Here is a 14,085-nt window from a genome sequence, read left to right as displayed (position 1 = left end):
GTAACCGGGCGGCCGCTCACCTCATCGCCGGTGACGGATGGCCGGGCGCACACTGGCAGGATGGGCCGGATGGTGATGCGCGGTGCGCTGGGCGTACTCCTCTGTCTGGTCTTGATCCTGATCATCGCGTGGGCCGCGCAGCGCAAGCTGATCTACTTCCCGGACCCCGCGCGGCCGCCGCTCGCGGCCGGCGCGCGCGAGGTCACCTTGCGCACCGCGGACGGGCTGCGGCTCACCGCATGGCTCTTCCCACCCCTTCCCGGTACGCCGAACCGAGCCGTTTCCGTGCTGGTCACACCGGGCAACGGGGGAAACCGGGCGGGCCGGGCGCCGCTGGCCGCCGCCCTGACCGCCCGGGGCCTGACCGTGCTGCTGCTCGACTACCGCGGCTACGGCGGCAACCCGGGTAGCCCCTCGGAGTCCGGCCTGGCCCTGGACGCCGACGCCGCCCACGCCTACCTGACCGAGATCGGTCACCCGATCCTCTACTACGGAGAGAGCCTCGGCGCCGCCGTGGCCACCGCCCTGGCGATCCGTCGTCCCCCGGCCGGGCTGCTGCTGCGTTCGCCGTTCACCGACCTGGCCGCCGCCGGGCGCGCCCACTACCCGGTCCTGCCGGTCGGCCTGCTGCTGCGCGACCGTTTCCCGGTGGCGTCGCTGATCCCGCGGGTGAGCGCCCCGACCGCGATCGTCTACGGCACCGCCGACCAGGTGGTGCCGCCGGAGCAGAGCCGGGCCGTGGCCGGGGCCGCCGCCAACCTGACCCACCTCGCCGCGGTCGACGGCGCCGGCCACAACGACCGCGTCCTGTTGGACGGCCCCCAGCTGATCGGCGCCGTCGACGCCCTCACAGCAGCCGTTTCACCTGGGTGAGAGCGTCCCGGACCGTCTGGTACGTGTCCTCGCGCCGCCGGTCGGCCGGTGGCAGCACGTCACCGCCGTCCAGGGTGCGGCTCGCCGCGAGCAGCAGTCCCGCGGCCGTGCCGGCGGCCTGCCGGGCCGACGCGCGCCGGGACTGCGTGCGTTTCTCCATCCGGGACGTCAGCCGGTCGATCTCGCCGCGCAAACCGGCCTGCTCCTTGCGGTACCTGTCCGCCCGCATCTGCGCGAACAGACCCGGACTCGTCCCGGGCCTCCGCCGTTCGTGGCCGGCGGCGTTGCACGCCTGAACCTGACCGTCGAGGGTGTAGGTGAACAGCGCGATCCCGGTGGCGTTCGCCCACTCCAGGGCCGCGGGCGTGTAACCGGAGCGGCTGTAGAAGAACGCGGTCGCGGCGGACGCCTGAGCCACCCCGAACAGGTCGCGCAGCGCCGGCTGACCGACCGGCTTGGCCCAGTGCTTGACCTGCGCCACCGCACCGGTCGCCACCACGTCCACGCCGCCGTCGGCGCCGCCCGCGGTGGTCCGCGCGTCGTGGAAGCCGAGATCCCGCAGATGCCGGACGGCCAGTTCCTCGGCGGCTCGCCAGCCGCCGGCGCCCTGCTCCTCGCCCGCCGCGAACGCCCGGGACAGGCGGGTGCGTGCGCGGTCGCGTACGTCCGAAATGTCGAAACGCTCGGTGAGAGTCTCCAGGACCACGGTCGGGACGGCGCTGAACCGGACGGCCTCGACCGGCTGGTCGAGCCGGACCGGACTGGTCTGCCGCGCCGCGTGCCCCATGTCGGAGAAGAACCCGACCGCGACCACGATGACCCGGCCGTCGGCGACGGCGACGACCACCGCGTCCCGGCCGTGCCGGCCCCGGGCCAGCGCGTCGACCCGTTCCGCCCTACCGAGCGCGGCCAGCACCGCCGGACTGTCCGTCACGTCCTTGCAGCCGGACTCGGGGAACACCGCAGCGGTCCGGCGATCCAACGACAGCAATCCACCCCATGTCACCGCGTAGTTCTATCGCGGCGGCCCGGACTCCGGCATCCGCCGACCCGGCGATGATCCCGTTGGCGTCTCCGTCAAGATCCACCTATGGTGGTCGGATGCCGGCAGTGACAGTGCGTCCGATCGCCGCCACCGTGGTGGCGGCCGTTCGTGCTGTCCACCGGCCGATGGCCACGACGGCGACCAACGGGCTGCCGCGCCCGGTGACCGCCGGCCGTGGCCCACCGGCGGATCCGCATCCTCGATCCGCCGCCAGGGCGAAGCTCATCAGCTTCGGCCCTTTTTCTTTTTCCGGCTCGTTCACCGAACAGGAGCGATCATGAGTATCCAGATCGAACGTCCCGGCCAGGACCGGCTCAGCACCGTACGATCGGTGCTGAGCGAGGAGTTCGCCGTCCAGACGGCACGGCTCAAGGACCTCACCGAGATCAACGCCGACACCGGCGACCCGGCTCAGGCCCACGACCGGGCGGCCATGCTAGCGGCCACCCGGCAGAGCCTCGAACAGATCACCACCGCGCTGAACCGCATCGCGGACGGCACCTACGGAAGCTGTGACCGCTGCGCGACCCCGATCCCGGCCGAGCGTCTCGAAGTGCTGCCGCACGCCCGATTCTGCGTGCCCTGCCAGCAGAAACAGCACGGCTGACGCGACCGGCCGCCGTGTCACCCGGCGCGGCGGCCCCCGTCGTCGTCATTCTCTTCAGCGTCGTCGTCACTTCTTGAGAAAGGAACCGCTTTGACCACCTCACCGGTAGCGCTCGCCGTCGACCTGGGCAGCAGCACCGCCTCGGTGTGGGCCACCGGCCGGGGCGTCGTCAGCGCCCCCACCAGCGCCGGCGCGCTGGTCCGGCGTGGCCGCGTCGCCGACGTCGACGGCTGCGTCGCCCTGCTGACCCAGCTCGTCAACCGCTTCCCGCAGCCGGCGCCGGTCGCCGACATCGTCGTGGCCTGCCGGCCGGTGCTGTCCACCGAAGCCGACCAGGAACTGATGCGCCGCGTGATCGACGGCGCCTTCGCGCCACGCCGGACACTGTTCATCGACACGGTCCGCGCCGCCGCCATCGGATCCGGCGCGACCGCCGGAAACCTGCTGGTCGTCGACATCGGCGCCCAGCTCACCGAGACCGCCCTGCTCGAACACGGCCGGGTCACCGCCGCCCAGCGGGCCGACTACGGCATCCGCGACCTGGGGCGCGACGGCACGACCGGGCTGCTCACCGACGTCATCGCACAGCACGTCGCGAACCTGCGCGCCACCGACCACGCCGGCGCCCTGGACGAGGCGACCGCCCGCGGCATCCTGCTGACCGGCGACGGCGCCCTGCACCCCGGCCTGCCGGAGGCGCTGGCCACCGCCCTGGACGTCCGCGTGCACCGCGCCGCCGACCCCCGCACCGCCGCGCTCGACGGCGCCGGCCGGGCCGCCATGTCCGCCCTGCGCCATCCCGGGTTCGCTTGACCTCCCTCTGGCTGTCGGTCCGCGCCGGCACGGACCTCGCCGGCCTGCGGGCGTCGGCCCGGGCGCATCTCGACGGCCAACTCGACAGCGGGCATCTCGACGAGGCCCTCACGGTGATCGCCGCGCTCGTCCGCCACGCCGACGGCGAAGGCCAGCTGATCGTGAGCCGCCGCGACGACAACCTGCTCATCGAACTGATGACCCGGCGGGTCCCCGACAGCCCGGCGCCGAGCCCGCCCACACCCTGCTGGACCTACGGCGCCCACGCCACCGGCACCGGCGGCGTCATCTGGGCGGAGCTGGCCGTCCGGCCCTCCCCACAATGACGGCGTCTCGCCCCCACCGTCGACTACCGAATCAGCTCCATCAGCGGGCAGGTTGCAGCCCGGGGTCCGGGTTCTCCCGCTCCCACGCGGCGACGTCGGCGTCGTAGACGGCCGTGACGAGGTATGTCGCCGCATGCAGCAACGCGGTGGTCATCGGCACCCTGGTGAGCCGTTCGGTCAACGCGAACGCGCACTCGGTGGCGTCGGCATCGTCGCTGTCCTGACCGTCCGTAGCCAGACCGGCCGCTCGCATCGCCGGGAGGAGGACGTCCGGGTGGCTGCCGGTCCGGTCGCCGGAGTCGTACGGGTCGAAGGCGACCTGAATGTCGCCGTTCTTGATCAGCGCGAAACGGGAGTCGTATTCGACGTTGCGGTAGTGGGTTATTACGGTCGTCCGTGCGGAAAGTCGCTCAAGAAGATCGTCCCGGAACGCGAGCCACCCGTTGTCTTCGACGATCAACGACCATCCTGGCATCGCCGCCACGGCCATCACCGCCTCCCCGCGACGCCGGCCGGGGAAGGACGCCCAGTCGGCCCGCCAGCCCGCTGCACCGAGCCGGCGGCCGCCGAGCCTGGTGATCACCTGACCCGGGTCGAGACCGGCGATCCAGGTGAAGCAGAAGCCTTCGGTGAGTTCACCGTTGTCCTCGAACCAGCTGTAGTCACCACCGGTGGCCTGGGCGGTGGGCTGCGACCCGGATAGGCCCGACGGTGGTGCCTCCGCCGGCCCGGACACCACCGGATCCCCGGGGCGGGCCGGCGGTGCGCAGCCGGCGAGCGCCGCCGCCAACGACGCACCCAGAGAAACAAACGTCCGCCGCCGCATACCGCCAGTAGATCATGAAAGAGCCCATCGGCCGCGGCGAGCTTCGCGGGCCTCTGCCGGACCCGTCGGCCGGCGTGCTGGTGGCGGGTGTGACGAGTCCACCCTTTCGGTCGACGCCCGGATTCGCCGCGATTCGGCAGGCCGCCGTCCCGAACGGTGCCGCAAAAGGCGTTGCGCGGCTCCTCCGGCGGTGCGACGATCGCCCGCATGACGATGATCAGTAAGGGCCGTGCCGCGTAGGCGCCCAGCGGCCGTTCGTGCCGCCCTACCTCGGCGGATGCAGCCGGGGGAGACGTTGTCCGTGGTCGATGGGCTGACGGCCAGAGCGGTAAGTCAGATCCAAGCGCTCGAGAGTTCCCGGCTGGGTCCCGGATCCGTCGCCCGCGCTCTGGCGCAGTGGAAACAGACGGTTCACCGGCGCGATGTCCCGGCTCTGCTGGACGACATCGGTTCCCACGCCTGCCCCTGCTGTGACCCGACCGAGGCCCGGGAGGTCTTGGATCAGGCTCTGACGCGGCTGGAGCCCCGTGCCCGGCGCGAACTGCGGGCCGTGGTCGAGCGGCTGGACGACCTCTTTCGCGATCGAACCATCCACGACCCCCAGGCTCCCCCGGAATGGCCCTGGTGGCGTCAGCGGGCCTGACACCGAAACGCGCGCTACCGGGGGCGGGCTCAGCCTCCGGAGGAGAAGCTGTCGCCGCCGCCGGTGGTGGAGCCCCCGCTGGAGCGGCCGACGACGTTGGTCTTCACCGTGCCGTTGGACACCGCGCCCGTGGACGGCAGCTTGAACGCTCGCCGGCTCGCCCGGTCACCGGCCGGGAAGTAGTCGCCGTCATCGAGGTAGGTGCCGACCGGGTAGCCGCGTGAGTACGTGGGGGAGTGCCAGATGAAGTAGAGACCGTCGTCCTCCTCGGCGCAGGACTCCTCCTCGACGACCATGCCCTCCTCGTCGGCGCAGTAGAACACCTCCTCGTCCACCGGTTCCTCGGTGGGCTCGGTCGCGGTCACCGGCGGCCCGGAATCCTCCGACTCGACCGGGGTGTCCCAGGTGTAACCGGAGGAATCCGCCGGCTCCCACTCCTCCGGCGGCGAACTGTCGCAGGCCGCGGCGCCGCCGGCCGCCAGCGACAGGAACGTGGCCGTCAGCACGACCTGCCGGGAGCTGATCCGCCGACTTCTCACCGTGCGGACTCGCTGATCACCTTCATGGCCTGGAGACTAGTTGGCCAGCGCCAACCCGGTGATCCACCGATGAGCCATGTCACACACCGTGACGGCGGCGGGTCGGCTGGCAGCCCCCGGAAGGTCGGAAAGCGCGTTGCGGTGCGCCGCCGGGCACCGGCGCGGGGAGTCGAATGCCGGCACGGGCGCCCGGAACGGGGTTGGCCCCCCGGGGGCGCGGCGGAGGCCGTGGTTCGGCTACTCTTCCGGCCCAACGCATGTGAATGACGCTCGACTCTCACATGAATGCCGTGCGACAACCAGTAGGGAAGAGATGACAGTGCCGCAGGTCGTGGTATCGCCGCCGGTCCTTTCGGTAGTGACGCCGATGTACAACGAACGCGAGGCGGTCGACCACTTCGTCGCGCGTCTGCGGCCGGTTCTCGACCGGCTCGAGGTGGCGTACGAGGTCGTCGCCGTCGACGACGGCAGCTCGGACGCGACCGTCGCCCGCCTGCTCCAGCTGCGCACCGAGTGGCCGCAGCTGCGGGTGGTGTCGCTGCGGCGCAACGTCGGCCACCAGACGGCCCTCGCGGCCGGGCTGCGCTCGGCCCGCGGCGACTACGTGGTCAGCATCGACGCCGACCTGCAGGACCCGCCCGAGACGATCGGCGAGATGCTGGCCGCCGCCCGGGAGCAGGGTGTCGACGTCGTCTACGGCGTGCGCAACGACCGCAGCTCGGACACGGTCTTCAAGCGGCGCACGGCCGGCGCCTACTACTGGATGATGCGCCGTCTGGTCGGCCCGTGGGTGAGCAACCAGGCCGGCGACTTCCGGCTGATGAGCCGTGCGGTCGTGGACGTGCTCAACGACCTGCCCGAGCAGCGCCCGGTCTACCGCCTGGTGGTGCCGTCGCTCGGCTTCTCCTCGGCCGAGGTGACCTACGTGCGGGCCGAGCGGGTCGCGGGCGAGACCAAGTACCCGCTCAGCAAGATGATCAAGCTGACCCTGGACAGCGTCACCAGCTTCTCGGCGACGCCGCTGCGGATCGCCACCTGGCTGGGCCTGCTGAGCTTCCTCCTCTGCCTCGGGCTGATGATCAGCGGCCTGGTGGCCTGGGGCTTCGGCGCCACCGTCCCGGGGTGGACGTCCCTCTACGTCGCAGTGCTGCTGCTCGGCGGGATCCAGCTCATCTGCCTGGGCCTGCTCGGCGAGTACATCGGGCGCATCTACGCGGCTGTCCAGAACCGGCCGCAGTTCCTGGTCGCACAGGACACCGCCGATGAGGTCGCGTTCGGCGCGGCCGACGTGAGCACGGAAGAGCTGGCCGGGCACCGATGAGTGTCGGCACGGCTCCCGAACAGACGTCCGCGCCGGCGACCGAACAGACCCAGGACACCCGGGGACCGCTCTCGCCCGGCTGGGCGGCGTTCCTCGTGGCGCTGGCCGGCACCGCGGCCGCCCTTCTCTACTACGACGTCCCGGCCGGCGACCTGATCAAGTTCGCCGGCTACACCCTGCTGGCCGGCACCCTGCCCGGCATGCTGATCTGGCGTGCGCTGCGCGGCGGCGCCGGAGTCCTGGCGCTGGACGCGGCGTTCGGCACGGTCGTCGGCTTCGTCGTCGAGCTGCCGGTCTACCTGCTGGCCCGCGCGTGCGGCGTTCCACTGGCGGTGCTGGCCTGGCCCGTGCTCACGCTGGTCCTCTTCTCGGCCCTGCCCGGGCTGCGCCGTCACTGGCGGGGCAGCGGCCGGAGGCTGCCGGTCGGTGTGTCGTGGACCGTCGCCATCGTGATGCTCTACTGCGTCGGCCGCGCCATGCCGCAGACCTTCCGCAGCACCGGCGTGATCGACCCGCACCGGCTCGGCATGATCCTGGACTTCCCGTTCCAGTTCGCCCTGGTCGGCCTGTTCAAGAACGGGGTGGCGCTGGACGTGCCCTGGGTCGAGGGCGTCGGGCTGAGCTACCACTGGTACGTCTACCCGCACGGCGCCGCGGCCAGCTGGATCACCGGGATCGAGCCGGAGATGCTGATCCTGCGACTGCTCGTGGTGCCGATGATCGCCGCGTTCCTGCTGGTGCTGGTGGCGCTGGCGCACCGGCTCTCCGGGCGCTGGTGGGCGGGCGCCCTGGCCGTGGTGCTGGCGTTCGCGGGCACGGCGATCTCACCGTTCGCCTGGGACGACCGCCCGATGTACAACGGCGTCATCACCGAGCACTTCTGGCAGAGCCCCACCCAGACGTACGCGGTACTGCTCTGCGCCACCGCGCTGTACGTGCTCGCCGGGCTGTTCGAGCCCGGGCCGCGCCGGATCGCGGCCTGGTGCACGTTCGCGGCCCTCACCGGCGTGATGGCCGGCGCCAAGGCGACGTTCATGCCGATCCTGGTGTGCGGCCTGCTGCTGGCCGTGGGCGTGCGGCTGCTGCGCACCCGCAAGCTGGGCGCCGAGGCGATCGCGCTGGCGATCACGCTCGCCTGGTTCGGCTTCGCGCAGCTCGTGCTCTACAGCGGCGGGGCGCAGGGCTCGACCGTGGACCCGCTCCAGACGGTCAAGTGGACGGCCCTGGGCTACGCCGTCCTCGGCATGCCCGATCCGGCCAACCGTTACCTGCCGCTCGTCACGCTCGCCGCCACCGCGGTTCTCGCCATGGCGATCAGCTGGGCCGGGCTGGCCGCCGTCGCCCGGCGCGCCTTCCGCTGGAACCCGATGGTGCACGTGCTGCTCGGCATCGGGCTCTCGGGCACGGTGGCCACCTGGGTGTTCTCGCACCCCGGGCTCAGCCAGGGCTACTTCGCCCGGTCCGCCAGCCCGTTCCTCGCCGTGCTCTCCGCGGTGGGACTGGCCGCCCTGGTCCCCGCCGGCCGGAAGGCGCCACGCCGGCTGATCGCCGGCGCGGCCGCGCTCGGCGTCGTCGCGCTGGTCGCCGTGCAGTTCACCGCCGGCCGGCTCCGGCCGCCCGCCCCGGGTACGTGGTCGACGCTGCACGCGGTGGCTCCCTACCTGCTCCTGACGGTGATCCTGATCGCGGTTGCCGGGGCGCTGGCCGTCGCCGGTCGCCGGATGCGGCTCGACCGCCGGTTGACCGTCGCGGTGATGGCGGTCCCGTTCCTGGCGGCGTCGATCGCGACCGGAGTGATCGGGTCGCGTGGCCTCTGGGAGCCGGCGACCGCCGGCCACGCGAACCGGTATCCCGAGCTCAACGCCGTCATGCCGGCGGGCGCGGCCGAGGCCGGGCGCTGGCTCCGGGCGCACTCCGCCACGGGCGATCTCGTCGCCACCAACAGCCACTGCCGCTTCGGCGCGAACGGCTGCGACAGCCGCGACTTCTGGCTGGCGGCGTACTCGGAACGGCAGGTGCTGGTCGAGGGCTGGAGCTACACCGAGCCGGCCTTCGCGGCCGGCGGGCTGTGGGACCACACCCTCGCCGCCAGCCCGTTCTGGGATCCGGCCCTGCTCGCCGCGAACGACGAGGTCTTCTACCGGCCCACCGCGGCGAACACGGCGGCCTTCACCCGGGCGCACGGCGTGCGCTGGCTGGTCGCGGTCGGCACCACCCCGGACCCGGCCCGCGGCGTGAAGGCCGAACTGCACGCGAGCCCCGACCTCGCGCAGTTCGCGACCCCGCGCTTCCGGGCCGGGGACATCACGGTGTACGAGGTGCGCTAACCCTGACGTGCCGGCCGGTCTCGATCCGGCCGGCACGTCACCTCAGAACGTCCGATGAGCCGACCGCCCGGTCGGCCTCACTCCCGGGGCCGTCTTCCGTACGCGCCGACTGCTCGCGACTCAGGTACCGCACCGGCTTGCCGAGAGACTCCGCGTACGCGATCTCCCGTCGGGTCGACTCGCCTACGTAGCCGCCCGGATCCACGATGTACACCTCGTCGGCCATGCGAATCTTCCGGAAGTGCACGCCGCCGAGCCGCCGCTTGAGGTTCGAACTGTCGACCGTCCAGTCGTAGTCCGGCAGCTCGGGAAGTTCGAACATGCCAAGGCTGATCACGACGTGACCCTCCAACGTGAGCCGCTGGTTGACCTTCGCGAATTCAGCCTCGAACTTGGTCGAGCCGCAGAGTGTGATGACCTTCGCCTCACCCTCGGCCGACTGCGGGTCCTCCATAGGTTCATGATCGCTGAAGGGGCGGGACATGTCTCCGGCCCCCGGAACTCGGCTCAAAGCCCCCGATGAATCTCACCGGTGATCTCGTCGGCGCGGTCGTTCCGACCTTGGCCGACGTGGGTGTCGTACGCGTGTCCGGTCTGTCGGTGATCGTGCCAGGCGATGGCGGCGACTCGATTCTGATGAACTTCGAACGGCTGGCCAGTCCGGTGGCGGATTCGGAGGAGTTCGTCGTGAGCGTCTCTCCTCACCTGGTGCCGTGGACCGCATATCAGCGCGACATGGCGCCGGCGCAGGTTCGGGTGGCCCCGCCCGAGGACGACAGCGAGGGCGTGTACCGGGTTCGGCTGAAGTGGCGGTCCAGCCGGAGCCTGCCGGAAAACTGGGAGGTCATCCCGGAAACGAGGGCGGTGGTCGCCGCCGATCTGAGCCGGGAGATTCGCCGTGCCCTGGAGGAGGACCGGCTGCCCCTGCCCGGTCGACCTCCGGCCGATCGTGGCCAGGAACCGGCGCCGGATACCGCCGCTCGGGCTCGCGCCGCTCCAGCGCGCCGTTCTTCCGGCAGGCCGTCGATCTGGGTGTGACGTTCTGGGATACCGCGAACGTCTATCAGGGCGGTACCTCGGAGGAGATCGTCGGTCGGGCGATCTCCCGGTTCTCCCGGCGGGAGGACATCGTCCTGGCGACCAAGGTCAGCGGGAAGATGCATGACGGCCCTGGCGGCAGCGGTTTGTCCCGCAAAGCCATCCTGGAGCAGGCCGACGCCTCGCTGCGGCGGCTGGGCACTGACTACATCGACGTCTACTACATCCACCGGTTCGACTCGGAGACGCCGGTCGAGGAGACCATGCAAGCCCTCGACGATCTGGTCCGGGCCGGGAAGGTGCGATATCTGGGCGCGTCGTCGATGTGGGCGTGGCAGTTCGCGAAGGCGCAGCACGCCGCCGTGGTCAACGGATGGACGACGTTCTCGGCGATGCAGGACCAGTACAACGTGCTCAAGCGCGAGGAAGAACGCGACATGATCCCGATGTGTCTCGACCAGGGCGTCGGCCTGACTCCGTACTCGCCACTGGCCAAGGGTAGGGCGACACGGCCGTGGGGTCGGCAGACGACCCGGTCGTCGTCGGACACCGTCGCCAAGGCGTTCGACCGCGACGTCGACGAGCCGGTGGTGCACGCCATTCAGAAGGTTGCCGAGGCTCGTGGCGTCTCGATGGCCCGGGTGGCGCTGGCCTGGGTGCTGTCCAAGCCGGTCGTGTCCTGTCCGATCGTGGGCGCCACCAAGCCGCACTACCTGCAAGACGCCGTCGCCGCTCTCGAAGTCCGGCTGAGCGAGGAAGAGATCACCGAGCTAGAGGCTCCCTACCTGCCGCAGGACAACTACTGGTGGTGACCCCGATGCGGGGTGGGGAGGCGATGACCAGGGGTTTGTTCGCCGGTTCGGGCCCACCGCGATCGAGTGGATTCAATGTTTGCCGGTTTCGGGCCCACAGTGACCGGTGAGAGCATCGGCTGGTCTGGACGGGGGCCGGCATCTACCCTCGCGCGGCGAGGTACACCGCCCTGCCCGTACGGCGTGCTGCAAGAGCCGCTTCGACACGGGACGCGACGGTATTCGGCAGGCGGGCGGCGGCCTCGGCCGGTTCGAGGAATGCGTACGCGGACAACTCGTCGGCGGGCAGCCGCAACATTGTGGAAGCGGGGATCTCGCCGGCGTCGAAGGTCATGCTGATGAGTGCTCGTGGCCGGGGCTCGGCGGGCGGCGCCCAATCGACCACGAGTAGGGCACCCACCTTGAGGTGCAGGCCGAGTTCCTCATACAGTTCGCGGGCGCAGCCATCCTGCGGGTACTCGTCGGATTCGAGGTAGCCGCCGGGGAATGCCCAGTGGTCGCGGTAGATCGGTTTCACCAGCAGCACCCGGCCGGTGCCGGCTTCGGTGATCAGCGCCGCGGTGGTCGCGTAGAAGCTGGGGAGTTGCGCATACCACTGGTCCGGTTCGATCCAGGTACTCACCGGACTGACGGTAGTCCACCCGCTGGCGCGACTGCCGTTCACGCCACGGCGAGCAGGTGGTGGTGACGGTCGAAGAACTCGGCGACGACCGGTACCCGCCGGTGCGGGCTCAGCCGATCGGTCAGTTCGGTGAGGCGCTGCCGCACGCGCCGGGACTCTACGGTGCGCAGGTGCGGGACGGCCTGGTCGCCGTAACGGCAGGCCTCGTCGAGATCGCCCGTCGCGGCGTGAATCGTGGCCAGCAGTGCGGTGTGCAGGGCACGGGTACGAGAGCTGTCGTGTGGTAGGTGCAGCGCAGCAGGCCCGTACTTGACGGCCCTGTGGTGCAGTTGCAGGTCGCGGTAGCAGCGGGCGGCGGTGCCGGCGAGGTGTGCCGGGCTGAAGTAGGCCGCCCAGAACGGGCCGGCGCCGGGCCGAGCCCGGTCGATGGCGGTCCGGGCCTTGCGAAGCGCCGTGGTGCAGGACCTCCGGTCGCCGGCGACGGCGTAGGCGCACGCCGCTGCGGCGTGCAGACGGGCCCGGACCTCAGCCGGAGCGCGGCCGGCACCGTCGATGGCGGCCGCGGCCAGGCGGACGGCGTTGCGGGGGTGGCCGAGGTAGACAGCTTGGGTCGCAAGGTTCGCGAGCAGATGAGCCCCGTAGAGGCGATCGCCGCTGGCCCGGCTCAACCGCAGCGCCGTGGTGAAGTGCCGCAGCGAGGCGCCATGCTCCCCGGCGTCGTAGGCCATGTAAGCGAGCTGACCGGCGAGGCCAGCGGCGGCGGCCATCAGGTCCCGACCGACGGCGTCGGTGTAACTGGCGCGAATCATCGGACTGACCTGCCGGTACAGGAAGTCAGCGACTAAAGCACGGGTGGTACCCGCTCCGCCGCCGCGGCGGTCCAATTCGGTGAAGTGGGCGGAGTACACGGCGAGCGCCTCCACATCGATGGCGGTCACGGTGCGGGGGCCTGGGCGGGACCAGTCCGGGTCGTCCGGGTCGTACCGCCAGGCGAGCGCCGTCTGCACGGCCGCGTCGGAGACGTAGGGGGCGGCGGCGAGGGCGGCGGCGTGGTGGACGCTCAGGTCCCACAGCCGCGCGGTGGTATCGATGGTCTCGCCGGGGGTGCCGGGGTAGGCCAGGCCGGCGCTGAGGTCGTGGTCAAAGCCGAGATGATCGGCGGTGACGGCGCGGTGCAGGCGGCGGGTGAGCACGGCGGCGATCGCCGTTCGGGTGGTGGGGTCGGGGCGTCGGCCGCGCAGCCACCAGTACACGCTGGACGCGTCGTAGGCGCCGCCGCAGGCGAGATTGATCTGTCGCACGAACGCGCCGTGGCTGTAATCGGCCTCGTCCAGCAGACCGTGCAGGTCGTGATTGCTGATAGCACGCACCATCCCGCGCCTCCGTGTATCTGCTCAGTAACACGGCGTGCTCAGGATAGCGGGCCGCTGCTCGCCTGCCAGAGGGCACGCAACCCCACGCAAGCCTCGACAACACCCCTCAACCGGCCACCAGGCGCGCAACCTGCCTCCATCGGCACCCTGCATGGTCCCGTTGAATCCATCGACCGATCGGCGCGGGGACCCGTCTCCGCGTCCTTCCCAGGGAGAGGTGATGACGTGCTCACCGACACGGAAACGCTCCGTACGGCCGGCTACCGGACCGGGATCCGCTGGGCGGACACCGGTGAGGCCATCCGGATCGCCCAGCAGGTCACCGGACACGGCGATGTAGTCAGACAGCCCTGGCTGACCCTGCCGTCGGTCGCCGCGCTGGTCCGGCGGCCCGCCCTCGTGAACGCGGTCGCCGACGTCATCGGCGCCGACATCGCCCTCGAAGGTGGCTTCCTGCTGATCAAATGGCCCGGCGCGGACTTCCGGGTGCCCTGGCACCAGGACGGTGCCGGCGACGGCGTGGAACTGGACCCGAACCGGTCGGTCACCGTGTGGGTCGCGCTGACCGCGGCGACCGCCGCGAACGGGGCGCTGCACGTCATCCCCGGCTCTCACCGGCTCGGCTACCTGCCGACCCGCCGCGAGGACCCGCACGGCGGCCGACACGGCCGCGCCCTCACCACCGTCGTACCGCCCGGTGGCCCCGAACCTGTCGTGGTCGAGGTTCCCGCTGGCGAGGCAGCGCTGATGGACGTGCGGCTTCTGCACTCCAGCCCTCCGAACACGACCGATCAGCCCCGCGTCGGGCTGAACCTGCGGTGCGTCGCCCCCGGCGCGGTCACCCGCCGCGACGGCCTGAAGCCCCAGCTGTACCCGATCGCCGGGCCCAGCTGGTAGTCCCGTCCCAACGAGCAAGGAAC

Annotated in this window: 15 protein-coding genes; 9 read left to right on the top strand and 6 right to left on the bottom strand. The window is 71.4% G+C overall.

Annotated features, from left to right (window positions below; translation table 11 throughout):
• The first annotated feature begins 60 nt into the window (after positions 1-60).
• Entirely contained in the window at positions 61-873 is an 813-nt protein-coding gene (locus J5X75_RS34915; RefSeq protein WP_208471904.1) for an alpha/beta hydrolase, read from the top strand.
• On the opposite strand, the gene J5X75_RS34910 is transcribed toward J5X75_RS34915, so the two are convergent.
• Positions 848-1,807 (bottom strand): restriction endonuclease, encoded by a 960-nt coding sequence (locus J5X75_RS34910; protein WP_208471903.1) that lies wholly within the window; start codon positions 1,805-1,807, stop codon positions 848-850. The two genes, J5X75_RS34915 and J5X75_RS34910, sit on opposite strands and share 26 nt — an antisense overlap.
• A gap of 388 nt (positions 1,808-2,195) precedes the next feature.
• Here J5X75_RS34910 and J5X75_RS34905 point away from each other — a divergent pair, with 388 nt between their 5' ends.
• The 3 genes from J5X75_RS34905 (at position 2,196) to J5X75_RS34895 (ending at position 3,664) form a co-directional block, all read left to right on the top strand.
• Positions 2,196-2,525, top strand: a complete 330-nt coding sequence (locus J5X75_RS34905; RefSeq protein ID WP_208471902.1) for a TraR/DksA family transcriptional regulator — start codon at positions 2,196-2,198, stop codon at positions 2,523-2,525.
• Between the two features lie 90 nt (positions 2,526-2,615).
• Positions 2,616-3,338 carry a rod shape-determining protein gene (locus J5X75_RS34900; protein ID WP_208471901.1) on the top strand — a complete coding sequence of 241 codons (723 nt, stop codon included), beginning with the start codon at positions 2,616-2,618 and terminating at the stop codon, positions 3,336-3,338.
• A complete protein-coding gene (locus J5X75_RS34895; protein WP_208471900.1) occupies positions 3,335-3,664 on the top strand; it encodes a hypothetical protein in 330 nt (109 codons plus the stop codon). Before J5X75_RS34900 ends, J5X75_RS34895 begins: the two co-directional genes overlap by 4 nt.
• Positions 3,665-3,704: 40 nt before the next feature.
• Here the strand turns inward: J5X75_RS34895 and J5X75_RS34890 are convergent, their stop codons facing one another.
• Together J5X75_RS34890 and J5X75_RS34885 are read right to left on the bottom strand one after the other, a co-directional pair.
• Positions 3,705-4,400 (bottom strand): DUF6461 domain-containing protein, encoded by a 696-nt coding sequence (locus tag J5X75_RS34890; protein ID WP_208471899.1) that lies wholly within the window; start codon positions 4,398-4,400, stop codon positions 3,705-3,707.
• A gap of 762 nt (positions 4,401-5,162) precedes the next feature.
• Positions 5,163-5,672, bottom strand: a complete 510-nt coding sequence (locus tag J5X75_RS34885) for a hypothetical protein (protein WP_208471898.1) — start codon at positions 5,670-5,672, stop codon at positions 5,163-5,165.
• Between the two features lie 313 nt (positions 5,673-5,985).
• On the opposite strand from J5X75_RS34885, the gene J5X75_RS34880 reads away from it, so the two are divergent.
• Complete coding sequence (locus tag J5X75_RS34880) at positions 5,986-6,993, top strand: glycosyltransferase family 2 protein (RefSeq protein ID WP_208471897.1); 1,008 nt, start codon at positions 5,986-5,988, stop codon at positions 6,991-6,993.
• Positions 6,990-9,320 carry a hypothetical protein gene (locus tag J5X75_RS34875; RefSeq protein ID WP_208471896.1) on the top strand — a complete coding sequence of 777 codons (2,331 nt, stop codon included), beginning with the start codon at positions 6,990-6,992 and terminating at the stop codon, positions 9,318-9,320. Before J5X75_RS34880 ends, J5X75_RS34875 begins: the two co-directional genes overlap by 4 nt.
• 37 nt (positions 9,321-9,357) lie before the next feature.
• Here J5X75_RS34875 and J5X75_RS34870 read toward each other — a convergent pair whose 3' ends face one another.
• Positions 9,358-9,774, bottom strand: coding sequence for a hypothetical protein (locus J5X75_RS34870; RefSeq protein WP_208471895.1), 417 nt, complete (start codon positions 9,772-9,774; stop codon positions 9,358-9,360).
• Between the two features lie 131 nt (positions 9,775-9,905).
• Here J5X75_RS34870 and J5X75_RS44885 point away from each other — a divergent pair, with 131 nt between their 5' ends.
• Both J5X75_RS44885 and J5X75_RS34865 read left to right on the top strand, forming a co-directional pair.
• Entirely contained in the window at positions 9,906-10,358 is a 453-nt protein-coding gene (locus tag J5X75_RS44885; RefSeq protein WP_238490519.1) for a hypothetical protein, read from the top strand.
• The gene (locus J5X75_RS34865; RefSeq protein ID WP_307798457.1) at positions 10,355-11,170 is read left to right on the top strand and encodes an aldo/keto reductase; all 816 of its coding nucleotides are present in this window, start codon (positions 10,355-10,357) and stop codon (positions 11,168-11,170) included. The genes J5X75_RS44885 and J5X75_RS34865 overlap by 4 nt, the downstream gene beginning before the upstream one ends.
• Before the next feature lie 142 nt (positions 11,171-11,312).
• Here J5X75_RS34865 and J5X75_RS34860 read toward each other — a convergent pair whose 3' ends face one another.
• Positions 11,313-11,792, bottom strand: coding sequence for an NUDIX domain-containing protein (locus J5X75_RS34860; protein ID WP_208471894.1), 480 nt, complete (start codon positions 11,790-11,792; stop codon positions 11,313-11,315).
• Between the two features lie 38 nt (positions 11,793-11,830).
• Entirely contained in the window at positions 11,831-13,165 is a 1,335-nt protein-coding gene (locus J5X75_RS34855) for an NsdA family TPR-like regulatory protein (RefSeq protein WP_208471893.1), read from the bottom strand.
• Positions 13,166-13,390: 225 nt separating this feature from the next.
• Between J5X75_RS34855 and J5X75_RS34850 the strand changes: the two genes are divergently transcribed.
• Positions 13,391-14,062, top strand: coding sequence for a phytanoyl-CoA dioxygenase family protein (locus J5X75_RS34850; RefSeq protein WP_208471892.1), 672 nt, complete (start codon positions 13,391-13,393; stop codon positions 14,060-14,062).
• The last annotated feature ends 23 nt before the right edge of the window (positions 14,063-14,085 follow it).

Source organism: Actinoplanes flavus, from assembly GCF_017592555.1.
GTDB classification, from domain to species: Bacteria; Actinomycetota; Actinomycetes; order Mycobacteriales; family Micromonosporaceae; genus Actinoplanes; species Actinoplanes flavus.
The sequence above is the reverse complement of the archived record's forward strand: the minus strand, read 5'-3'. Positions and strand labels throughout refer to the sequence as shown.